The organism is Candidatus Didemnitutus sp., assembly GCA_019634575.1.
GTDB lineage: Bacteria > Verrucomicrobiota > Verrucomicrobiia > Opitutales > Opitutaceae > Didemnitutus.
Genome location: JAHCAY010000002.1, coordinates 92,011 through 114,443 on the forward strand (window position 1 = coordinate 92,011; position 22,433 = coordinate 114,443).

Below are 22,433 nucleotides of genomic sequence, written 5' to 3' on the forward strand. Positions count from 1 at the left end.
GGCCGGCCGGGTCACGCGGCAAATCTCGCCGCGACGATCGCAGCGGCCGTCGCACGACGGCGTGGTCCCGGCGTCACTTCTTCTTCGGTTCGACGGCCGGATGCGGGAAGGTCTGGCGGTAACGCACGCGGCGCTCCTCGGCGCCGGTGACCGCACCGCCCTCGCCAACCTTGAATTCGACCGTCAGCTGGCCGCCCTCGGAAACGAAGAGGCGCTCGCCGGCGGGATGGAGCACGATCGGTTTGCCGCGGCGACTTTGCCACAGCCAGGTGTCGTTTTCGCGCACGAGCGCGCGGCTCGGTTTCGCCTGCTTATCCTTCTTGTCCTTTTCCAGCGTGCCGTAGTCGCCGACGAAGCGCGTGTAGGCGGCGGGATCGAACTCCGTCAGACGCACCGGGCGCACGAACGGGTCCTTCGCATACTCCGCATTCTTGACCTTCTGCTTCTCGATCGCAGCCATCACGCGCGTGTGTGTCTGCTCTTCGCCGTCGTTGAATTTGAAGTCCGGCATCAGCACCTGCATGTAGGCTTCGGTGAGCGCCTTGATGTCGTCCTTGCTCCAGCCGCTGCGCGCCTGGAGGACCGACATGTAGAGCATGCCCTTGCGGAAACCTTCGACGGCTTTGCGGATGGCCGGCTTGAGCACCACCATCGCGGTGCGGATGAGCATGCGTTTGCCTAGACCCATCTTCTCGTGCTTCATGGCCTCGGTCATGATCTGGTCGATGACGGGATCGAACGCGTTGCGCGGCGGCAGGTAGAACACCCAATCGTATTTCGCGAACAAGCTGCTCTCGAGATCCGCGACCGTCAGCGTGCGCATGCGCGCGGCGAGCTTGGCGTCGTCGAACTTCTCATCCCAGGCGAGTTGGTAGAGCTTGGCGGCCACGCCTTCTAGCGGCACGGGCAGCGCCGGCATGATCATGTCAAAGGTGATGTTAGGACCTTCGCGGTCCGCCTCCTGATTCTTAGCGTCGAGATTCAGCGTCGCCTTCCATCCCGTGAGCTTGGCGTCCAGAGAATGCGCCAGCTCGGCCATGCCAGGCTGCAGCTGGCCAGCCTCGGCCATGGCCATGAACTTCCGCATCATCACGACGGGATGCGGCTCTCCCTCGCGGCCGACGATGACCAGTCCTGCGCCGGTGGACTTGTTGTCCATGGTCTCGTAGGCGACGCGCACGACCTCCTCGGCGAAATCCGTCGCATAGCGCCGGTCGGCGTTCGTGCGCGCGTGGATCGAGAGGGCGATCTTTTCGCCGCGCACGACGAACGGCGCGAGCTGCACGTTGCGGCCGAAGTCGTCGGCGGCGGTCGGTGCGATCGGGTTGGCCGGCGGAGCGGCGAGAGCCGACGCGGCGAGGCAACCGGCGAACAGGAGGTGGAGGAAGGGACGAATCACGGAGCGCTGGGGACGCACCAGTTTGGTCCCGTGATCTCGCCGCAAGTTCCCGCCAGTCCGCCCGGTGTCGTCCCTGGCCTGCACCGCGCACAAGTTTTCGGCGATCGGCATTGGGCGTGCCTTCGGCGCAAAACTCCTCGGCCTCTCTGCGTGGGGACCAGCATCCGTTCACTCCGCCAAACTCGTCTTCTCGGCGCGGGTGTAGAAACGTTCGTGCGCGAGCAGCTTCAGCTGGTGAATCACATAGCTAAGATCGGCGAACAGCGCGAGGGCCTCCGCGTCGGAAGGATCGGCGCGCAGACGGTCGTCCATGCGATGGAAGCGCTCGCCGAGCGAGCGCTGCTGCTCCGCGTCGCCCAACCGCTGCAACAGGCGCCGCGCGCGATCGGCGAGGCGCCGGGTCTTCGCGACGAGGCGCAGCGCGGGGGCGAGTTCGACTTCGCCGGCGCGGGTTTGCTTGTAGAGCTTGCACTCGAAGCTGCGGCACTGCCCCGGACGCTCGCGGTAGAGACGGCAGGTGCGGTCGGCGCACAGCGCGGCGCACGGCTGCGGGAAGCGACCGACCGGTTTGCGTCCGCGTGAAAACGCCACGGGCAGACCCCGCGCCCGCAGGCGAGCCGCGTCGTCGCCCGGTTCGAGCTGCACGCCATCGAAGAGCGTGCCGTCGCAGCACAGCCCGCAGGCGAGACAGAGTTGTTCGGTCGGAGTCACGCCGCAGCATCCTGCAACGACGCCGCCCGGCGCAAGCCCCGGCGCGGGGAAACCGACGAGGCGGAAATTTCCGGCTCACAACCGAGTCGACCGCGGCCTCTGTCTGCGTCCACGGCATCGCTTCCTCGCCGGGCAAGCGATCAATCCCGACTGCTCGCTCGCCGTCCGTGCAGCTCCGCGAGCTGTCACGATAATGTGACCGCTCCGCGGCAGGATGGCGCTTGCCAGAGTGGGCGGGTGCGGCATTTCCGTGGCCCGCAAATGGTGACAGCCATCGGCAACGTCAGCGGTGTTTCCCGTCAGCGGGCGATCTACGAACGCTATTTTCTCCCCGCGTTTCGTCCGGCGGCCGCGCCGCACATCCCGGAGATGTCGGCCGACGCGCGCGCCCGTGTGCGCCACGCGGTCCAGGCGCACGGCGCGTTGTTGCGCGTCGCCGCCGAGATTGCCGGCCGCGAGGCCGCCGCACGCTGAGTGCGCGGCTCGGCGGGACGCGGCGCCCGCGGCGTTGACGCCGGTGCGCCGTTCGGGAAACATGCCGGCATGCCAGCCTGTCGCGTGTATGCCCTGCTCGCCGTCGCGCTGCTGATTTTCGCCGCCGGTTGCGCCTCGCCCCAATCCGCCCGGAGCAAGCCGCGCTTCCGCGATGTCCCCGGCAGTTTCGGCGACCTCGCAGCGCGCGACAACTACATCGCCGCGCGCGTGCGCCAGTTCACGAAGCGAGGCCTCAGCGAGGACGCGGCGCGGGGCCGCGCCTCCCGCGAGTGGTTTGCCAGCGCACCGGTCGCGTCCCAAGAGCCGACCGCATACGAGCGCGAACGCCGCCAGGCGCAGGCCGACCTCGACAGCTATCTCGCCGACTACCGCGTCGGCGCCCGGCGCGCTCAGTGATGCAACGCCGCGGCCGGCGGCGTCGTCGGGGCGGCGGCCGAGGTGTCGCTCTTGAATTCGACCGGCAGCAGCGGCCACTTTTCCGGCACGCTGAACAGCTCGCCGGTCGACGACGGCGAGTTCGCCACCATGCGCGTCAGCACCATCAGGTAGAGCGTGCGCGCGCCGGCCTTCGTCTCGATGCGGTGCGGCTGGAGCGAGCCGTCCACCGGGCGGAAATCGGAAAACGTCGTCTCGATCAGCACGCGCTTGTCGTTCGCCGTGCGAAACACGCCGCGCTTCACCATCTCGAAGCTCTTCGCGTCGATCCACAGGAAGAAAACGTCGCCCTGGGCGTTCATCACGAGGAGCTTTTTCGCCGGCCGCCCGTCCACGACCTCATCGCCAGCGTAGTCGACCGAATAGCCCTTGGCGGCGAAGTCGACGAGCGGGCCGTCGAAATCGGCGTTCGCGATGAATTCCTTTCGCTCGCCTGCGCTCATGCGCAACGGCCGGCCGTTCTCCACTTCACTGTGGGTGATGACCGGCTCATGCCGGCCGTCGTAGATTTGCGTGACCTTGCGCTTCCCCGTCTGACTCTCGACCCGCAGTTTGTTCGGCCGCTCCGCCCACATGCGGATGTCGACAATCTCGCCGCCGATGAGCGTCTTGCCCTCGATGAAAAGGGTCCGCACGTCGCGGTATTTCCCGCCGCCACGCTCCGCGTGCTTCCGGGCGATTTCGTGGCCGACCTGATCCGCCCGTGCCGCGAGCGTTGCGGCCGTTAAACCGAGAATGAGGAAAAGCAGGCGAACCATGCGCGCATCGTGCGGGTCCCCGGCGGCGCGTCCATCACGTTCCGCGCGCAAGCGGCTTGCCGTCCCGCCCTCGCGCCCCACACTGCCGCGCATGGAATTCGGCTGGTGGGAAAAAGACGATGAAGGCAAAAAGTGGAACATCACCGTGCGCTTCCACGGCGGCAACGTGACGTTCAGCAAGAAAACCGGCCATCACAACCCGTGGATCGATTTCGACGGCAACGACGACCAATGGGACCGCCTGCTCAAGGAAGCCGAAAAGCGCCTCCCGCGCCGCCTGATGAGCCAGAAGGAATTCGACCGCCTCAAGGGCTGCCGCCCGCAGTGAGGAAGTCGCGCAGGCTGGAAGCCTGCGCCGCGCTCGCCAGTTGTCGTCGCCGGGGCCGGCGACGATCGCCTCACCGCATCCCGCGCACCTGCGGCCAAAGGAACAGGAACGATCGCGCGAACTCATCCGGCCGCGCCGCGAGCCAGCGATCGACCTCCGCCGGCGCGAACCATGCCCCGCGCTGGATCTCGGCGGGCTCCAGCCGGAACGGCCCCTCGGCCTCGACACGGTAGACCCAGACGAATTCCTCGCCGGTTTCCGGTCGCGCCTCGATCTTGAACAACCGCCGCGGCGCCGCCGCGGGCACGCAGCCGAGTTCCTCTTCCAGTTCCCGCAGCACCGTCTCGTCGTAGTCGTCGCCCGCGCCCACGTGGCCCGCGCACGATGAATTCCACCGCCCGGGAAAAGTGTCCTTCGTCAGCGAGCGTTGATGGAGAAACACCTCGCCCGCGCGATTCGTGACGAACACATGCACCGCGCGGTGCCGCAGCCCGCGCGCGTGCACTTCGCCGCGCGGCGCCTGGCCGATCACGCGATCGTGCTCGTCCACCACATCGAAAAGCTCGCTCAGGTCCTGTCCCACGCCCGGCACCGTGGAGGCACCGCGCCGCCCGGTCAACGCGCGCGTCACGCGGCACCGCGCGCTCCGCCGCGCCGGCGAAAATCCGTTTTCGGCCATGGTCGGCGCGCCAACCCCAATGGACGCCGCGCACGCGTTGCGAGTCGCCGCGCGCCCGGCGTTTTCGCGGACGGAGGGCGAGGCAATCCCGCCCCGCCCGACCCACACCACAACCACATGATACCTCCCCGCACCTGCACCACGCAGGCGGCGCTCCGCCGGCTTTACTGCCTCGGCGTCGCTGTCCTGCTTTCCGCGCCCGGCTTCGCGCTCGCACAAGCGGCCCCCGCTCCCGCGGACGCCGCGAAGGACGACACCGTCAAACTCGACAAATTCGTCGTCACCGGCTCGCTCATCCCCATCGCCGCCGACACGCCCGCCGTGCCGATCACGGTTATGACCGCCAACGACATCGCCAACTCGGGCTTGGGCAACGACCTCACGGACGTGATGAAGAAGATCAACCCCTTCTTTTTCGGCCGCGCGAATCTCGGCGAAGACAACGGCAACACGCGCGCCGGCGGAACCAACGGCGCCTCGACCGTATCCCTGCGCAACCGCTCGACGTTGGTCCTGATCAACGGCCGTCGCGCCGCGATTTCCCCCGTGGCCGCTGCGGGCGGCGGAACCTTTGTGGACGTCAGTTTGATCCCGATCTCCGCCGTGGAACGCATCGAAGTCCTGAACGACGGCGCCTCCGCGACCTACGGCACCGATGCCGTCTCCGGCGTCGTGAACATTATCCTGAAAACCAACTTTCGCGGCGTCGAGACCGGCGGCGGCTACACTTGGTCGCCCAACGCGAGCAACCGCGCGACGCGGCGTGCGTTCACGACCTTCGGCATCGGGAACGAGAAGACTCAGGTTACCGTCTCGGCCGAATGGCGCAGCTCCGACCCCCTCTACCAATTCGAACGCCCGTGGGGTAAGAACCAGTTCCGCACCGCCTCTTTCGCCGGCGTCATCTCCGGCGATGGCGGCGCGACATTCTACTACCTAAAGCCCGGCCTGAATGCCCCGCCCCAAAATCTCGACCTGTCTCTCGCCGACTTGGTCGCACAAGGCATCTACACCGGCCCCTACGATGCATCGCAGATCGTGAGCTTCTTCGATTTGTCCCAGAAGGCCACGATGGCCATCAAGACGATCCGGCGCAGCGGCAGCATCGCACTCCAGCACCAGCTCACGAGCAATGTCACCGCGTTTGCCGATATGCTGGTCACGAACAGCTACACGATGAGTTCGTTGAATGCCCAACCGGTCACCGGCAATGTGGTCGGCAGCAATGCGAACAATCCCACCGCGATCACGCTCAGCGTTCGTAACCGCTTCGTCGATTTTCCCCGCCTGCGCGATAGCAACACGCTCGGCCTGCGGAGTGTCTTCGGCCTGAAGGGCAGCCTGGGCAACACCTGGACGTGGGAAGCTGGCGTGGGCCTCAATCGCAGCACCCAACACCTCGCCCAGCAGAACCTGATCGATACGAATGCCTACAATGCCGCCGTCGCGAACGGCACCTACAACCCCTTCGCTCGCGTGCAAGCGGCCGGAGTCATCGAGCAATTGGAAGGCAACGGCTATCAGGATTTCGTCAGCCAGCTCATCAGCTTTGATGTTCGTGCCTCTGGCGAAATCTTCCAATTGCCCGCCGGCGCCCTCCAACTCGGTCTCGGCGCGGAAACACGCTCCGAGCGCACCTCCATGGTGAACGATCGCAACGATCGCCTCGGTTTGTGGCTGCAGGCGACGCCGACCCTCCCGTTCTCCGCCAAGCAATCCGTCGATGGGTTCTCCGCGGAACTCCGCATTCCGGTCTTCGGTGGAAATTTCACTCTGCCCGGCTTCAAGACCCTCGAGATCGGCCTCGCCGGCCGCAAGGAACTCTACACGTCCACCACCGACCCGTTCGTGCCGAAATATTCCGTGCGCTGGATGCCGTTCAACGACGAGTTCGTCATTCGCGGCACATACGGCGAGTCGTTTACCGCGCCGACGCTCTTCAGCTTGTTTGGCCCATCGAACTCCGGCTTCACAAACTCGCTCATCATTAACCGCTACGATTCATCCGGGAATTTGATCGGCCCCTCGAACCAACGCCAATACCGTTCGCGCGGTGGCTCGAATCCCAACCTGATTCCGTCGCAATCGCGCAACTGGACCGCCGGCTTCGTTTGGTCGCCACGCGCGCTGAAAGGCTTCAGCCTTACCGTCGACTGGTTCAACATCGATGAGCGCGACCTCGTTGGAACGGTTCCCTCCACGACGATTCTCCAGTCGGTCGAGCAGTTCGGACCTGCTTCGCCCTACGCAAATCAAATCCGGCTGGGCACGAGTGTGGCCGGCGAGAACCATTTCGAGGACGGTGCCCGCGTCACCGGCCCCGGCCAGATCACGAGCGGGGCCAGCGATGCGGTATGGCTCACCAATCCGGCACTAAACATCGCTGGCACGTGGCAGGACGGCGCCGATGTGCGTCTGGACTACCATTACGACACGAAAACAAAGGGGCGCTTCAACGTCTCGGTCTCGGGAACTTACATCCACAGCTATGTGATTCAAAACCTGCCGACCACCGCTCCTTTTGATTTCGCCGGATCGTTCTCGGGCACGAGCACCTATCCCACTTGGCGCACGTTTACGCAGTTGGAGTGGACCTACCAAAACTGGATCCTCGGCGCCTCGCAGACCCTCATTCCGAGTATCGACGATCAAGGTGGCGTCACGGTCTCGAAAGTCGGTTCATACCAATCCTACGACTTCCGGGCCAGCTACTCGTTCAAGAGCTGGAGCAATCGATGGCTGCAGGGTCTGCGCCTTACCGTCGGCGTGAACAACGCCTTTGACCGCGATCCGCCGTTCATCCCCAGCGAGCAAGACCAAGGGCGCGATATCAACACCTACGACATGTTTGGCCGCACGTATTTCGTGTCCGCGACCTATAAGTTCTAAGCCGTATCAAGCTGCGAGCTCCGAACCCCGTTGCCTGAGCAACGGGGTTTTTTCATGCACCCGATCGCCACTCCGCCACGTGCATCAATTCACATCGACGCTACAAGCCTACGAAAGCACAACTTGCTCACCGCAAAAGCCACCGCGGGGTCGAACGCGTATAGGCCGTCCAGTCCTCCCCAAAGGTGCGCGCCAGCCATGGCTCTTCGCCCCAGATGACGCGGCACTGGAAGGCGATTGCCACCGCCCCGGCGTAGGCGACCAGCGTCGTGCTCGACACGAGCAGGCACCAACCGGCGAGAATCGTCAGCACGGCCAGATACATCGGGTTGCGCGACCACCGATAAAGTCCGACGACCACCAGCCGTTTCGGCGGATCCCACGGCGCGAGCGTGCCGCGTCCGCTCGCGTAGAAATCCCGCACGCACCACAACAACAGGCCCGTCCCGACCGTGATCACGGTGGAGCCGAGCGCCGGCCCCTGAAGCGCTGCGCCGCCGCGAGCGACGATCGCTCCGGGAATCACGCCGGCCACCACCGTCGGTTGCGCGATGAACGCCAGCCCGGCCCGCCAGGCGAGCGCGCGTCCTTGCTCCGCTTCGCCGTCGCGGCTCACGCGGGGCTGCTCGCCGCCAGCCGTCCCAGGAGTCGGTGCGTGATGAAAGCAATCACCGGACCGACCACCGTGATGTGCGCGATGAAGATCGGCACCCAGTGCGGCGGCGGGAACGTCGTCCGCGGCATCAGCGTGAGGCGCAGCACCACCAGTTGCATGAAGGTGTAGAACAGCGCGCCGAACAGGACGCCCGACCCGAGCCATTGCCAGCGCACCCACGGCAGCGTGCGGTAGAGGAGGAAATACAGGGTCGCGGCCATCAGCGCCACGCCGATGTGCAGCGTCAGTCCGAGCGCGGCGGTGGCCACGCCGCCGTCGTAGGTCGCCTTGCCGAGCACGCTGTAGGCGATGCCCTGGAGCATGCGGAACGGATTACCGCCTTTGCTCCACACGAGGATGATCACGTAACTGATGTCCGCCGCAGCGCACGCGACGCCCGCCGGCGCGATCACCGAGACTGCTGCCACTAAAGGGTTCACGTGGGTCGGGGAGCTCATGCGCCCATGCAATCGCGAGCGTCGGCGCCGGTCGCAAACCCGGAGCGACAAGCATGGATATTCGCGCGATGTCGCGCCGCCGGGTCAGGCGTTCGAAAGGCTCTTCACGCGATCGAGATTTCGCCGGAACGCCGGGCCGATCAGCAGTGTCGTGCCGTCGTCCAACCGCGCCGCCTGCGTGCAGGACGAGGTCGCGACGATGCGCTCGAGAAACGCCGTGTTGATGATCGTCGATTTGTGGATGCGCACGAACTGCGCCGGGTGCAGCAGCTGCTCGATTCGCTTCATCGGCATTCGGATCAACAGCCGGCGATCGACAAGGTGCAGGTTCAGGTAATCGCCCTGGCTCTCGACCCAGCGCAGATCGCGCTGCTTCACGAAATGCAGCTCGCCGTCCACCTTCACCGCCAGCCGTGCGTTTTCGTAGCTCGGTGCCACGGGCTCGGTCGTGGCCGCGGTCGAGGTGGTCGCGCGCTGGATTTGCGCGGAGAGCGCGCGCAAGGCGTTCTCGGCCGCCGAGAAATTGCCGTGGTGGATGCGCCCCTTCACCCGATCGATGGCACGGCGAAAACGCGCATCGGTGAACGGCTTCACGAGATAGTCGACCGCATGATAATCGAACGCGCTCAACGCGTGGTGATCATGCGCCGTGACGAACACGACTTCCGGCCGCTCCGCGGGCGGCAGCGCGGACAGGACATCGAGCCCGGTCTTGCCCGGCATCTGCACGTCGAGCAGCAGCAACCGCGGCTGCTGCGCGCGGATCTGCTCGAGCGTTTGGTGGCCGTCCATCGCCTCGCCGACGAGCTCGAGCTCCTCGTCGGCGAGCACGAGTTGGCGGAGGATGCGACGTGCCGGCTTCTCGTCATCGGCAATGAGGGTGCGAATCTTCGTCATGCGTGGAGGGACGGAGCGGCAGCGGACGCCGCCCGGAAGGGAAACTCGATCCGGACGCGCGAGACGCCGTCCTGGTTGAACGCGATCGCGAAACGGAGGCTGCGCCCGAAAATCCGCTCGAGCCGCGCGCGGGTCGAGCCGAGCCCCACGCCGCGACCGCGCGCGGTGGACTCGGCGAACTCCGAGGCGTCGTTCACCACTTCGATCGCGAGCCTGTCGCCGTCGCGCCGCGCCGTCACCGTGAGCGTGCCGGGGTTGCGGCGCTGGGCGATGCCGTGCCGCACGGCGTTTTCGACGATGGGTTGGAGAATCAATGTCGGCACGCGCGCGTCGAGGCAGTCGTCGTCGATCAGGAAATGCGTCACGAGCCGCTCCTCGAGGCGGAGCTTTTCGATGGCGAGGTAGGCCTGCGCGTAGTCGAGCTCGCGCCAGAGCTCGATCTCGGGTTTGCCGGCGTGCTCCATGAGTTGGCGGAGCAGCGCCGAGAGCTGCGTGATCGCGTCGATGGCCTTGTCGTTCTCGCGTTCGCGGATGAGCGCCGCGACGGCGTTGTGGGCGTTGAAGAGGAAATGCGGTTGGATCTGCTGGCGCAGCGCGGCGAGTTCCGCCTGCGCGAGCTGGGCGCGCAGCCCTTCCTCGCGCCGCTCGTCGTCGCGCCGCTGCGCCATCAGGTCGCTGATGTAGCCCACCGCCACGAGCAGCGCGTAGAGATACAGGTCGATCAGGCTGCGCGCATCGAGCTGGGCCAGGACGAAGGACGGCGATTTGTCCTCCGGTCGAAAATAGCCGAAGACGAGATACAGCGTCCAAAGCCGGATCAGGTTGCCGACCGCGAAGAACGTCAGCGCCGCCAGCAGGTGCAGCGCGAAGCGCACGGCTACTTGCGGATGTTGCGCGGCGAGGTAACGCCGCAGCCAGAACACCACAGGCGTCAGCGCCGCCCAGATCCACGCCCGCAACATCTGCGCGAAACTCGTGTAGAGATGCCCGCGCAGCGATGCGCCCGGATTGCCGCCGACGATCAGGTAGGTCTGGATGACGAGCAGCACGCCGACGACGGTCCAAATGCCCCACACCGTGCGCCACGGCAACGGCGGCGCGGGAGGCGTGAAAAAGCGCGGAGCAGCGCGCATCGGCGAGCGAGGTTGAGCGGGCAAAGGCGGGAGTCAACGCACCGTCGCCGGCCCGCGCCGGCCCGCCCAACACCCCGCGACGACCACTGGGAAAAACGCGACCACCATAGCGGAAACGCGGCCGGCATCGCTTCGTCGCCCCGCGACTTTGTCACCTAATAAGTGACAAACTCCCGCCCGTCCGCCCGTGGACGGCCCGCAGCCGGCCCGCGCTGCATCGAAGTTTGATTTGAGTTTCCCGGGACTTCGTGTGTTTCGTGGGAGTTTCCCGTTTTCCCAATGGCCAAAATCGAAGTCAGCCAAGTCGCCGAGATCCTCAAGAAGCACAAACTCGAGCCCGAGCTCCTGCGAGAGATCGTGGAAGCGATGAACGAGGCCACGCAGCCCGCGGCCGACGAGGATATCAAGCCGCCGCCGCCGAAGAAGCAGTTCGTCATCCTGCTCTCCGACCCCGAGGGCAAACTGCCTGAAAAGGACATGGTCGGCTGGGTCGTGCAGATTCCGGAGAACGCCAGCCCGTTCTCGACTACCGATCGCATCTTCAAGGGCGCCTACGATTTCAACGCCTCGAAACGCGGCCGCATGCTGCCGGTCAAATCCGTCGGCGAAGCACTCGAAAGCGCCAGCGCGAAGTATTTCAAGGAGTCCGAGCTGTGGATCAAAACCAAGCTCCCCGTCGCCGTCGTGAAGACCGACAACGTGCTCCCGAAGGATGAGTTCAAGGTCGAGAAGGTCGACCGCCGGAAAAAAGACCCCGCCGCGGACGAGGAGTGAGCCAACCGCGCAGCGTTGCCTTCACCGCGCGCTCGATCCACCGCTTCCCTCCTCAGCGCAACCCCGCCGCCGCCGGGTCGAGTCCGCGCGCCTTGAGCGCGTCGCGCACGGCCTTCAGGTCGAGCTTCACACCGGGTTTCACGCCGCGGTCCTTGAACCACCCTTGGTTCATCTCGAGCGCGAACTGCATGTCGCGTCCGCGCGATGAGACCGACCGCTCGTCGAGCGGATACATCGGGTAGACTTCGCGCAGGACGCCGGATGCGTCGATGTAGCCGATGTCGAGCGGCAGCGTGGTGTTGCGCATCCAAAACGCCATCGGCTGCGGGCTCGTGAACACGAACAGCATGCCCTCGTCGCGCCCCATCGTCTTGCGGAACATCAGGCCGCGCTGCTGCTCGGCGGGCAGCGCCGCGATCTGCATCTTCACGACCTGATCGCCAATTTTGATCGGGAAATAATCGTCCGCGGTCTTGGGCGGCTCCTTGTCTTCGGACTTGCCGCCACAGGCCGTGAGGGCGCCGAGCGTGAACGCGCAGGAAAGGACAAGGAACGTGAAGCGGGAAAACATTTTTGCGTTTTGTTCGCCGCCATGGCTAGACACAGCCCCTCAAAACTCAACCCTCGTTCCACCGTGCCCAAGCTTCCGCCTCCCCTGCTCTACTCCGACACCGCCTCCAGCGCCGACATGCTCTATTTCGGCCAGGTCGAGGTGCACGATCCGTTCGTCGCCTTCGGCATCGGCGCGAAGAAATACACCGTGCAGGGCGCGCTCGAGTTCGGCCGCGTGAAGAAGACCAGCGCGTTCGACGTCGTCCTCTCGCGCGAAGAGTGGCTCGACGCCGCGAAGAAAAAACACGGCCCGCGCGCCGGCATCGCCGAGATGATCCTCTGCCTCGCGCAGCACTTCAAACAGCGCGCCTTCCGCGTTGCCGACGACTTTCCGGCGTCGCTCTACGTGAAGCTCACGAAGGCCGGCCTGCGCCTGCAATTCGCCGACGGCATGCTCTTCCCCGCGCGCGAAATCAAATCCGACCGCGAAGCCGCCGCCATCCGCGAAGGCAACCGACTGAGCGCCGTCGGCTTCAGCACCGCCGAAAAAATCCTCCGCGCCGCGCGCATCAAGGGCCGCACACTCATCTATCAGGGCAAGCCGCTCACCTCCGAGCGCCTGCGCTTCTTCATCGACGTCGCCATCAAGGAAGCCGGTGGCGAAGCGCGCGACACCATCGTCGCCGGCGGCGACCAGGCTTGCGATCCGCACGAGCGCGGCCACGGCCCGCTGCGCCCGCACGAGCTCATCATCCTCGACATCTTCCCGCGCCACGTCGCCAGCGGCTACTACGGCGACATGACGCGCACCTACCTGAAAGGTCGCCCGCGCGAAGTGCAGCGCCGCATGGTCGCCACCGTGCTCGCCGCGCAGCGCGAAGCCATCCGCGCCATCCGCGCCGGCATCGACGGCCGCGACGTGCACCAAGGGGTCGTCGATCACTTCATCGCCGAAGGCTACGAAACCAAGCGCGGCGCGAACGGCGCCGTCGGCTTCTTCCACGGCACCGGCCACGGCCTCGGCCTCGCCGTGCACGACCCGGGCTGCCGCTTCAGCACCGTGTCCTCGATTTTGAAGCCAGGCGCCGTCGTGACCGTCGAGCCCGGCCTCTATTATCCCGGCCTCGGCGGCTGCCGCTGGGAGGACGTCGTCCAGGTCACCGCCACGGGAGCAAAAATGCTCTCGCGTCATCCCTACAACTGGGAGATTCGCTAAGCCCTTTCCCCCGCGATGAAGTCCCTGCTGAAGAAGATCTCGAAACTCCACGTCCTCGTCATCGGCGACGTGATGCTCGACCACTACGTCTGGGGCGACGCCCAGCGCATCTCGCCCGAGGCGCCGGTGCCCGTCGTCGACATCGATCGCGACACCTACAGCGCCGGCGGCGCGGCCAACGTCGCGCTCAACATCGCCTCGCTCGGCGCCAAGGCCACCCTCGCGGGCTTCTTCGGCAAGGACGACGCCGGCAAACGCCTCAGCGGCATCCTCACCCAAAAAGGCATCGCCACCATCCCGACGCCCGGCAGCGGCTCCACCATCGTGAAGACCCGCGTGCTCGTCCGTCGCCAGCAGCTCTGCCGTCTCGACCGCGAATCGCCGCAGCACGACTACGCCATCGACAGCGGCAAACTCGAAGCGACCTTCGAGAAGGCGATCCGCAAATGCGACGCCGTCATCCTCTCCGACTACGCCAAGGGTCTCCTCACCGACGACCTCGTCGCCAAAGTCACCGCCCTCGCCCGCGAACACGGCAAGCTCATCGCCCTCGACCCCAAGCCGCGCCGCAAACTCCGCTTCCATTCGCCCGATATCATCACCCCGAACCGCAAGGAAGCGCTCCAACTCGCCGGCATCGAACCCGAGCCGCACCAACCCTTCCCCGCCGCCGAGGTCTGCGCCCGCATCTACGAGCAATACCAGCCGAAGCACCTCGTCATCACCCTGAGCGAGGACGGCATGCTCCTCTCGCACAACGGCAAGGCCGGCCGCGTCATCCCGACGATGGCGCGCGAGGTCTTCGACGTCTCCGGCGCCGGCGACACCTCCATCGCCGCCCTCACGCTCGCACTCGCCGCGGGCTCCGTGCTTGAGGAAGCCGCCCAATTCGCCAACGCCGCCGCCGGCGTCGTCGTCGCCAAGCTCGGCACCGCCACCGTCTCGCCGGAGGAACTCCTCCAGCACGTCGCCGAGGAGAAGTAAGCTCCGATGGCCAAAGCGCTCTTCCTCGACCGCGATGGCACCATCATCCACGACCGCGACTACCTCGCGGATCCCGCCGGCGTCGAACTGATCCCCGGCGCCGCCGTCGCGCTCCACCGCGCGCGCGAGCTCGGTTACCTGCTTTTCCTCTTCACGAATCAGTCCGGCATCGGCCGCGGCTACCACACGATCGAGGACACGCACCGCTGCAACGCGCGCATGGAGGAACTCCTCGCGTTGCCCGCGCCGGCGTTCGCCGGCATCTGCATCGCCCCCGAGGCGCCCGAGCAGCCGTCGCTCTACCGCAAGCCCTCGCCGCGCTTCATCCTCGAGACGATCGCGCAACACCGCCTCGACCCCGCGCAATGCTGGATGGTCGGCGACCGTGAGAGCGACATCGACGCTGGCCTCGCCGCCGGCATCCGCTCCGCCGCCGTCTGCACCGGCAAATACGACGCCGCCGCGTGGGCGCCGCGCCTCCGACCCGGCGTGCCGCTCTTCGCCGACCTCGCCGCGTTCGCCGCGTCGCTGACCTGATTTCGTTCGCCCGTCCCCGCCCCTCGTCCGCTCAACCTGACCGCGTTGCCGGTGCAACCCCGCGCGGTTTGTTTCTCCGCCCTCCATGAAACTGCTTCGCTCCACGCTGCTCGCGCTCGCGCTCGTTTCCGCCGCCTCGGCGCAGACGAATCCCCTCGTCGATCCCTACATCACCGTCCGCGCGCCGGTCGTCGCGCTCACGCACGCGCGCGTCGTCGACGGACTCGGCCACGCTCCACTCGAAAACCAGACGCTCGTCCTTCGCCATGGCAAGATCGCCGCCCTCGGTGCGGACGGCAGCGTCGCGATCCCCGAAGGCGCCACCGTCAATGATCTCACCGGCAAGACCGTGCTGCCGGGCTTCGTCATGGTGCACGAACACCTCTTCTACTCCTCGATCACGAAGGGCCCGTTTCACGTGAACGAAATGGAGTTCTCCTTCCCGCGCCTCTACCTCGCCGCCGGCGTCACCTCGGCGCGCACGACCGGCAGCATGGAGCCCTACACCGATCTTCAGTTGAAAAAGCAGATCGAAGCGGGCCAGGCCATCGGCCCGAAACTCCACCTGACCGCGCCCTACTTCGACGGCGAAGGCACCGGCATCACGCAACTCCACGCCGTCGCCAACGCCGCCGCCGCCGAACGCATGGTGAACTACTGGGCCGACGAGGGATTCACGTCGCTCAAGATGTATCAGAACCTGCCCCTCGACATCATGGCCGCCGCCATCAAGGCCGCGCACGCGCGCGGGCTGCACGTCACCGGCCACATCGGCAAGGTCAGCTACCGCGAAGCCGTCGAGACCGGCATCGACAATCTCGAGCACGGCTTCATGGCCATGTCGGACTTCAACGCCGGCCGCAAAACCGGCGATGCCTCCAACGCCCTCGCCAACTACCACGCGCTCGAGCAGCTCGATCCCGCGTCGCCGGAATTCGAGGCACTCGTGAAACTCCTCGTCGACCACCACGTCGCGCTCACCTCCACGCTCGCCATCTTCGAGACGTTCACGCCCGGCCGCCGCGTCGCCAGCCAAGCCGAACTCGACACCCTCGCCCCACCGCTGCGCGAGAGCTACCTGACGCGCTGGGCCGCGATCCAAACGCAGAACAACCCGCTCTTCCGCGCCTCGTTCGCCAAGAACCTTCAACTCGAGGCGAAGTTCTTCCGCGCCGGCGGCCATCTCGTCGTCGGCACCGACCCCACCGGCTACGGCGGCTGCATCGCCGGCTACGGCAACTGGCGCGCCATCGAACTCCTCGTCGAAGCCGGACTCACGCCCGTCGAAGCGATCCAAGTCGCCACGAACAACGGTGCCAGGCTCCTCAAAATCGACGCGACCGTCGGCAGCATCGAAGTCGGCAAGGCCGCCGACCTCGTCATCGTGAACGGCGATCCGTCCAAAACGATCTCCGACCTGCGCAAGACCGAGACCGTCTTCAAGGACGGCGTCGGCTACGACACCCGCAAGATCCTCGAATCCGTCAAAGGCCTCGTCGGCATCCAATAGTTCTTCGGTCTTCGCGTCGCCGTCGGGCAAAGTTCTTAATGCGTAACTTTGCCTTCCGCCGGCTCCCGCGGCTTGCGCGCAACGCGAACGCGTGTTGAGTGCGCGGCATGCCGGAGCTCGCCGAAGTTGAATTCTACCGCCGCCGCTGGTCCGTCGGCCATGGTGCGAAAGTCACCCGCGTGCTCGTGCACGAGCGGGCGAAGATCTTTCGCGGCACCGACCCGGCGAAAATCGTCCGCACCCTCACCGGCGCGACGCTCGTCGATTCCCAAACCGCGGCAAAGCAGATGCTGTTTCACTTTCGCGGCGGCAACTGGCTCGGCGTGCACCTCGGCATGAGCGGCGAACTGCGCGTCGAGCCGCCGGACTACGCGCCGCGCAAGCACGACCACCTCGTGCTTGTGCAGCGCGAGCGTCAGCTAGTCTTCGCCGACCCACGCATGTTCGGCGCGGCGCTCTTCCACCACGGCAAAACCGCACCCGACTGGTGGACGCGCATCGCGCCGGCGATTCTCTCGCCCGCCTTCACCATCGCCGCGGTCGGCGACTTCCTTGCCCGTCGCCGTCGTGCGCCGATCAAGGCGGTGCTGCTGATGCAGGAACGCTTTCCCGGCATCGGCAACTGGATGGCGGACGAAATCCTCTGGCGCGCCCACCTCGCCCCCTCGCGTCTCGCCGGCACGCTCACGCCGGCGGAGGTCCGCACGCTGCAACGCGAGTGTCGTTTCGTCTGTCGCGGCGCGCTGCGCTACAACGCCGGCGTCGGCGGGCGGATGCCGTCGGAGCTGAACGAACTCATGCCGGCGTCGTGGCTGTTCAATCACCGCTGGGCCAAAGGCGGGCATTGCCCGCGCTGCGAGACACCGCTGCGCCACGCCACCGTGGGCGGACGCACGAGTTGCTGGTGTCCGCGTTGCCAGCCGGCCAGTTGATCGAGGTGCGCGGGGGCGTCCCCGTCGGCGACCACCTTTGACTTCGCACGCGTGGCCTCTTTCGCTCTGCGCATGGCCTCCGGCAAACAACGCCTCGACGAACTGCTCGTGACACGCGGGCTCTGCGCCTCGCGTTCGCAGGCGAAGGCTTTGATCATGTCCGGCCGCGTGCGTCACGGCACCGAGCGGCTCGACAAACCCGGGAAGGAATTCCCCGCCGATTTCGAAATCACGATCGATCAGCCGCCGCGCTTCGTCAGCCGCGGTGGCGAGAAGCTCGCCGCCTACCTCGAGCAGTTCCCCCTCGATCTCCACGGCGCACACGTGCTCGATGTCGGCGCGTCCACCGGCGGCTTCACGGATTGCGCGCTCCAAGCCGGCGCCGCCTCGGCGACGTGCGTCGATGTCGGCACCGGACAGTTGCACGACAAAATCCGCCGCGATTCGCGTGTGACGTCACTAGAGAAAACCAATGCGCGCCACCTCGCGTCCGGCGCGTTGCCGCGGGCGAGCTACGACGCCGTCGTGATGGACCTGTCGTTCATTTCCCTGAAGAGCGTGCTGCCCGCCGTGTGGCCGTTCCTGCGCCCGGGCGGCACGCTGATCGCGCTCGTGAAACCGCAATTCGAGGCCGGCAAGGCCGAGGTCGACCGCGGCCAAGGCGTGATCCGCGACGACGCCGTGCGTGCGCGCGTGATGAGCGAAGTCCGCGAGTTCGCGCTGCGCGAGCTGCCGGGCGCGAGCGTCCAGGGCGAACGCGAATGCCCGATCCACGGTGCGGACGGCAACCGCGAGTTTCTACTGGGGCTCCGAAAATCCGATTAAACGCGCTTACAGCCGGAAGCGCGCAGAGATTCCTGTTTCCAACCCCGCCCCGTCCCCACTACCTTCCCCGCGTCATGGAGCAACTCCGCCGCATCGCCTTCGTCGTGAACCCGGATCGTCCCGGTGCCGCCGAGCTCGGCGCGGAGTTGATGGCGATCGCCGGTAAAGCCGCGGCGAAGCGCACCGAGCTCAACCAAGGCCGCAAGCTTCCGCGCGGCTACTTCAAAGGTTGCGACGCCGTGTGCGTGATCGGCGGCGACGGCACGCTGCTCGGCGTGGTGCGCGCCGCGATGCGCGAGAACGTGCCGATCATCGGCGTCAACCGCGGCAGCCTCGGCTTTCTCACGACCTACTCGGCCGAGGAAGCGCGCACGCATTTCCCGGCACTGCTCAAGGGCGACTACCGCATCGCGCGCCGCACGTTGCTCGATTGCCGCGCCGGCCCGGGACACCACGACATCGCGCTGAACGACGTGTTGATCAAGAACGAGGTGAACTCCCGCCTCGTGCGGCTCGAGGTCTTCGCCGACGACGAGCTCGTCACCGACTACTACTGCGACGGCATCATCTTCTCCACGCCGACCGGCTCCACCGCCTACAATCTGGCAGCCGGCGGTCCGATCATGCACCCGGCGGCGCAGACGATCGCGATGACGCCGATCTGCCCGCACACGCTGAGCAATCGCACGATCATTTTCCGCGACCGCGTGAAGCTCCGCATCGTCAACCGCACCGAGGATGCGCGCCTGCTGGTGGCGATGGACGGCCAGCGCAACTCGCTCGTAACGGGCGGCTCGATCGAGATCTCCCTCGCCCCGCGCCGCATCGCGCTCGTGCAGCCGCGCGCCTACTCGCACTTCTCGGTCATGCGCACGAAGCTCAAGTGGAGCGGCGGGCTGGCGGACAAGAAGTAAGGCCACGGGCGCAGCCCCAAGACCGTCGGCGTAGATTCGGGACAAGCGTCGATCGCACAGTCTCAGCGGTGCCGCAGCTTTGGGGGAGCGAGCTTGCTCGCGACTTCACCCGCTCCGGGCAGAGTCGCGTGCAAGCACGCTCCCACATCGCCGGTCCAAGCCGGAGCAAGCTCCGGGGTGGCAACCCCTCAGGGAATAAAAAAGCCCCGGCACGGTGCCGGGGCTGAAATTCGGCGGCGCGAGTCTTCCGCGCTCAATTCTGGTTCTGCGGCTTCGCCTCGTGGCCGGCCTTTTTGGCTTCCTTGGCGGCCTGCTTCTCGGCCTTGGCCTTTTCGCGCTCGGCCTTCGCCTTTTCCTTGTCCGCCTTCTCGGCCTCGGCCTCGGTCTTGTCGATCTTGCCGTCGTGGTTCGTGTCGTATTTTTCCAGGCGCGCCTTCTTCTCGGCTTCGCGCTTGGCGTCGCGATCCGCGTTCATCTTCGCGGTCTCGGCCTCGTCGAGTTTGCCGTCCTTGTTGGCGTCGTATTTCTCGAGGGCGGCCTTGCTTGGGCCTTTTTCCTTGTGCTCGGGCTTGGCGTCCTGGGCGGGGGCAACGGCGATCAGCGCGCAGGTGGCGGACGCGACCGCGAGGATTCGGGGCAATGTCGTTTTCATAAGGGTGCGGCGAGCGTGCCGGTTCGCTGTGCGCGCGGCAAGCCGGCAGCGCTCCCCTTCCTGCGGGAGTTTCACGGCTTGACGACCAACTGCGTGCGCGTCTCGGCGGTGAAGTATTTCCGGGCGAAGTCGCGAAGGCGCTCGATGGTGACCGCGTCGATCTGCGCGTCGTAGAGCGCGCTGTCGTTGACCGGCAGCTCGTTGACGGCATTGAGCGCTGCCTGCATTGCGCGGGACGAGTTGGTCTGCTGGCTCATGCGCTTGCCGGCCTTGAGGCGCGTCTGGCAGCGGCGCAATTCGTCGGCGCCGACACGGCCTTCCTGCACGCGCGCGATCTCGAGCGCGAACTCATCCAACACCTCGCCGTGCCGCTCCGGACTCGTGCCGGCGAAGAAGTAGAACATGCCGACGCGCTGCCCGGTGACGCGGCTGGAGCGCACGAAATACGCGAGGCTCTTCTGTTCGCGCACGCGCTCGAAGAGATTCGACGACATGCCGCTGAACAGCTCCTCCGCGACTTCGGCGACGTAGTAGTCCGATGCGAGCAAACCCGGCCCGGGAAACGCCTGGAAGACGATCGCCTGCTGGCGCGGTTGCGTCTCGACGAACTCGCCGGCCACCGGCGCGAGCTTCGGCTGCGGACGCGCGAGCGTGCCGCGCGGCAGGCGGGCGAGAAACGCCTTCAGTTGCGGCACGAGCTTCTTTGCGTCGAAGTCGCCGGCGACGGCCAACACGGCGTTCGACGCGACGACGAGGCGGGCGTGGAGCGCCTTGAGATCCGCGGGCGCGATGGCGCGGAGACCGGCTTCGTCGCCGATGCTCTCGATCGCGAAAGGATGCGCGCCGAAGAATTTCTCGCGGAGTTTTTTGCGACCAACCGAAACCGGGTCGTCCATCGATTCGCGCAGGCTGGCGAGGGCCGACTCGCGCTCGATCTCGAGTCGGTCGGCCTTGAACGCCGGCCGCAGCGTGGCGTCGGCGAGCAACTCGAGGGCGAGCGCGGCGTCGCCGGGCAGCACGTCGGCGTAGAGGCCGAAGCTGTTGTTGCCGGAGAAATCGGCGAACGTGCCGCCCACTTCCTCGATGGCGAGTGCGACCTGTTCGGCGGTGCGCTTGCGGGTGTCCTTGGCCAACAGGCCGGACATCAACGCGCACAGGCCGCGACGGTCGGCGGGCTCGAACAACGGGCCGCCGGCGAAGGCGAGGCGCAGGTGGAGATTCGGCAGGTTGCGGTTCGGCTGGAGCAGCAGGCGCGCGCCGTTCGGCAGCGTGAGCTCCTCGAACTCGGCGGCGGCGCTCGCGACCGAGGGTGCGGCCGACGCGGCGGTGGCCGCGGACTTCGGGTTGCTCGAGACGACGGTGAGTTTTTCCGGAACGAGATATTTTCTCAGCACGCGAACCAAGTCCGCGGGGCGGAGCGCGGTGAGGCGCTCGAAGTAGCGGCGCGTGTAGTTGACGTCGCCGACGACGACTTCGGCGGCGCCGAGGCGCGACGCCTGGCCGGACATCGTCTTGTGCATGTTGACCTCGGCGGTGACGGCTTGGCGGACGGCCTTGGCGAGCGCGCGCGGGCTGATGCCGCGCGCGGCGACGCGGGCGACTTCGCGGAGCACGGCGGCTTCGGCGGCGGCACGTTTGTCGGCGTCGGCCATGAAGGAGACGTAGAACAGGCCGCTGGTGCCGGGGCTCCACGTCATCACGTCGATGGTGTGGACCAGACGCGCTTTCTCGCGGACGGCCTGCCAGAGGATCGACGCGTCGCCGTGGCCGAGGACCATCGCGAGCATGTCGAGCGCGGCCATGTCTTCGTGGGCGAGGCCGGGGATTTGCCAACCGAGGCCGGCGCGGGAGATTTCGACGTCTTCGAAGAGGTGTTGGTCGCGGCGCGAGAGTTGCGGCGTCTCGTCCGGGACGAGCACGGGCGCGAGGCGGCGGCGCGGCGTGCCGCCGAAGTGTTGTGCGACGGCCGCGCGGGTGGCGGCGGGGTCGAAGTTGCCGACAATGACGACGACGAGGTTGTTCGGCGCGTAGCGCTCGCGGTAGTAGGCGGCGAGATCGTCGCGCGTGTTGGCGGCGAAGACGTCGCGATGGCCGATGATCGGCTGGCGATACGGATGCGTGCGGTAGGCGGTCTCGAAGAGCGCCTGGCCGAGGCGCTGGTCGGGATCGTCGAGGCACATGTCGATCTCGCGCAGGATGACGTTTTTCTCCTTCTCCACCTCGTCGGCGGGCAGCGTGGAGTGGAGCGTGGCGTCGGCGAGGATGTCGATGGCGACGGCGGTGTGCTCGGCGGGAATGTCGATGTAGTAAACGGTGCGATCGAAGGTGGTGTAGGCGTTGATGTAGCCGCCGTGCGCCTGGACGGTGGCGGAGATCTCGCGGCCCGCGCGGCGCGGCGTGCCCTTGAAGAGCATGTGCTCGAGGTAGTGCGAGAGGCCGGCACCGAGGTGCGCGCCTTCGTGGATGCTGCCGGTCTTCACCCACACTTGCACCGAGGCGACGGGCGCGGCGGTGTCGCGCTTCAGGAGGACGGTGAGGCCGTTGGCGAGCGTGGTGCGCTCCACCGGGGCGCGCCAAAGGGATTCGAGCAAGGCGAGGTCGCGGGAGCGGGAGGAAGGTTTTTTCGGCATGAAGAAAAGGTGGGCGAAGTTCGTCTCGGCCCCGCGGGAACGCCGCCGGGGTGCCAGGAGACTGGCGCGG

Annotated in this window: 23 protein-coding genes; 12 read left to right on the forward strand and 11 right to left on the reverse strand. The window is 66.6% G+C overall.

The features are described from left to right. Window positions 1-73: 73 nt before the first annotated feature. A complete protein-coding gene (locus KF715_15400; GenBank protein ID MBX3738079.1) occupies window positions 74-1,399 on the reverse strand; it encodes a hypothetical protein in 1,326 nt (441 codons plus the stop codon). A gap of 168 nt (window positions 1,400-1,567) precedes the next feature. Further along, window positions 1,568-2,110 (reverse strand): YkgJ family cysteine cluster protein, encoded by a 543-nt coding sequence (locus KF715_15405; GenBank protein ID MBX3738080.1) that lies wholly within the window; start codon window positions 2,108-2,110, stop codon window positions 1,568-1,570. A 261-nt stretch (window positions 2,111-2,371) separates the two neighbouring features. Between KF715_15405 and KF715_15410 the strand changes: the two genes are divergently transcribed. Together KF715_15410 and KF715_15415 are read left to right on the forward strand one after the other, a co-directional pair. Continuing rightward, window positions 2,372-2,584: a hypothetical protein gene (locus KF715_15410; protein ID MBX3738081.1), complete on the forward strand. Its 213-nt coding sequence runs from the start codon at window positions 2,372-2,374 to the stop codon at window positions 2,582-2,584. 69 nt (window positions 2,585-2,653) lie between these two features. Continuing rightward, window positions 2,654-3,001 (forward strand): hypothetical protein, encoded by a 348-nt coding sequence (locus tag KF715_15415; GenBank protein MBX3738082.1) that lies wholly within the window; start codon window positions 2,654-2,656, stop codon window positions 2,999-3,001. Here KF715_15415 and KF715_15420 read toward each other — a convergent pair. Beyond that, window positions 2,995-3,798, reverse strand: a complete 804-nt coding sequence (locus KF715_15420; protein ID MBX3738083.1) for a hypothetical protein — start codon at window positions 3,796-3,798, stop codon at window positions 2,995-2,997. The two genes, KF715_15415 and KF715_15420, sit on opposite strands and share 7 nt — an antisense overlap. A 91-nt stretch (window positions 3,799-3,889) precedes the next feature. Between KF715_15420 and KF715_15425 the strand changes: the two genes are divergently transcribed. Further along, window positions 3,890-4,126: a hypothetical protein gene (locus tag KF715_15425; GenBank protein ID MBX3738084.1), complete on the forward strand. Its 237-nt coding sequence runs from the start codon at window positions 3,890-3,892 to the stop codon at window positions 4,124-4,126. Between the two features lie 70 nt (window positions 4,127-4,196). On the opposite strand, the gene KF715_15430 is transcribed toward KF715_15425, so the two are convergent. Beyond that, window positions 4,197-4,805 (reverse strand): NUDIX domain-containing protein, encoded by a 609-nt coding sequence (locus KF715_15430; GenBank protein ID MBX3738085.1) that lies wholly within the window; start codon window positions 4,803-4,805, stop codon window positions 4,197-4,199. Between the two features lie 117 nt (window positions 4,806-4,922). Here KF715_15430 and KF715_15435 point away from each other — a divergent pair, with 117 nt between their 5' ends. Beyond that, window positions 4,923-7,694, forward strand: coding sequence for a TonB-dependent receptor (locus tag KF715_15435; GenBank protein MBX3738086.1), 2,772 nt, complete (start codon window positions 4,923-4,925; stop codon window positions 7,692-7,694). A gap of 127 nt (window positions 7,695-7,821) precedes the next feature. On the opposite strand, the gene KF715_15440 is transcribed toward KF715_15435, so the two are convergent. The 4 genes from KF715_15440 to KF715_15455 form a co-directional block, all read right to left on the reverse strand. Next, a complete protein-coding gene (locus tag KF715_15440; protein MBX3738087.1) occupies window positions 7,822-8,310 on the reverse strand; it encodes an isoprenylcysteine carboxylmethyltransferase family protein in 489 nt (162 codons plus the stop codon). Beyond that, window positions 8,307-8,807 carry a hypothetical protein gene (locus tag KF715_15445; protein ID MBX3738088.1) on the reverse strand — a complete coding sequence of 167 codons (501 nt, stop codon included), beginning with the start codon at window positions 8,805-8,807 and terminating at the stop codon, window positions 8,307-8,309. Before KF715_15445 ends, KF715_15440 begins: the two co-directional genes overlap by 4 nt. 84 nt (window positions 8,808-8,891) lie before the next feature. Continuing rightward, window positions 8,892-9,704 carry a response regulator transcription factor gene (locus KF715_15450; protein ID MBX3738089.1) on the reverse strand — a complete coding sequence of 271 codons (813 nt, stop codon included), beginning with the start codon at window positions 9,702-9,704 and terminating at the stop codon, window positions 8,892-8,894. Then, window positions 9,701-10,837: a histidine kinase gene (locus KF715_15455; GenBank protein MBX3738090.1), complete on the reverse strand. Its 1,137-nt coding sequence runs from the start codon at window positions 10,835-10,837 to the stop codon at window positions 9,701-9,703. Before KF715_15455 ends, KF715_15450 begins: the two co-directional genes overlap by 4 nt. A gap of 279 nt (window positions 10,838-11,116) precedes the next feature. Between KF715_15455 and KF715_15460 the strand changes: the two genes are divergently transcribed. Then, the gene (locus KF715_15460) at window positions 11,117-11,611 is read left to right on the forward strand and encodes a hypothetical protein (protein MBX3738091.1); all 495 of its coding nucleotides are present in this window, start codon (window positions 11,117-11,119) and stop codon (window positions 11,609-11,611) included. A gap of 52 nt (window positions 11,612-11,663) precedes the next feature. Here KF715_15460 and KF715_15465 read toward each other — a convergent pair whose 3' ends face one another. Next, window positions 11,664-12,182, reverse strand: coding sequence for a DUF192 domain-containing protein (locus KF715_15465; GenBank protein ID MBX3738092.1), 519 nt, complete (start codon window positions 12,180-12,182; stop codon window positions 11,664-11,666). Window positions 12,183-12,203: 21 nt separating this feature from the next. Here KF715_15465 and KF715_15470 point away from each other — a divergent pair, with 21 nt between their 5' ends. The 7 genes from KF715_15470 to KF715_15500 all read left to right on the forward strand — a co-directional run bounded on the left by KF715_15470 (window position 12,204) and on the right by KF715_15500 (window position 19,081). Continuing rightward, window positions 12,204-13,379 carry an aminopeptidase P family protein gene (locus tag KF715_15470; protein ID MBX3738093.1) on the forward strand — a complete coding sequence of 392 codons (1,176 nt, stop codon included), beginning with the start codon at window positions 12,204-12,206 and terminating at the stop codon, window positions 13,377-13,379. A 15-nt stretch (window positions 13,380-13,394) separates the two neighbouring features. Beyond that, complete coding sequence (rfaE1, locus tag KF715_15475; GenBank protein MBX3738094.1) at window positions 13,395-14,363, forward strand: D-glycero-beta-D-manno-heptose-7-phosphate kinase; 969 nt, start codon at window positions 13,395-13,397, stop codon at window positions 14,361-14,363. 6 nt (window positions 14,364-14,369) lie between these two features. After that, window positions 14,370-14,900 (forward strand): HAD-IIIA family hydrolase, encoded by a 531-nt coding sequence (locus tag KF715_15480; protein ID MBX3738095.1) that lies wholly within the window; start codon window positions 14,370-14,372, stop codon window positions 14,898-14,900. Between the two features lie 85 nt (window positions 14,901-14,985). Beyond that, entirely contained in the window at window positions 14,986-16,410 is a 1,425-nt protein-coding gene (locus KF715_15485) for an amidohydrolase family protein (protein ID MBX3738096.1), read from the forward strand. 107 nt (window positions 16,411-16,517) lie between these two features. Then, window positions 16,518-17,342: an Fpg/Nei family DNA glycosylase gene (locus KF715_15490; GenBank protein ID MBX3738097.1), complete on the forward strand. Its 825-nt coding sequence runs from the start codon at window positions 16,518-16,520 to the stop codon at window positions 17,340-17,342. A 66-nt stretch (window positions 17,343-17,408) separates the two neighbouring features. Next, a complete protein-coding gene (locus KF715_15495) occupies window positions 17,409-18,167 on the forward strand; it encodes a TlyA family RNA methyltransferase (GenBank protein MBX3738098.1) in 759 nt (252 codons plus the stop codon). Between the two features lie 74 nt (window positions 18,168-18,241). Then, window positions 18,242-19,081: an NAD(+)/NADH kinase gene (locus KF715_15500; GenBank protein MBX3738099.1), complete on the forward strand. Its 840-nt coding sequence runs from the start codon at window positions 18,242-18,244 to the stop codon at window positions 19,079-19,081. A 253-nt stretch (window positions 19,082-19,334) separates the two neighbouring features. Here KF715_15500 and KF715_15505 read toward each other — a convergent pair whose 3' ends face one another. Both KF715_15505 and KF715_15510 read right to left on the reverse strand, forming a co-directional pair. Further along, a complete protein-coding gene (locus KF715_15505; protein MBX3738100.1) occupies window positions 19,335-19,733 on the reverse strand; it encodes a hypothetical protein in 399 nt (132 codons plus the stop codon). Window positions 19,734-19,804: 71 nt separating this feature from the next. After that, the gene (locus KF715_15510) at window positions 19,805-22,363 is read right to left on the reverse strand and encodes an insulinase family protein (GenBank protein ID MBX3738101.1); all 2,559 of its coding nucleotides are present in this window, start codon (window positions 22,361-22,363) and stop codon (window positions 19,805-19,807) included. Window positions 22,364-22,433 lie beyond the last annotated feature (70 nt).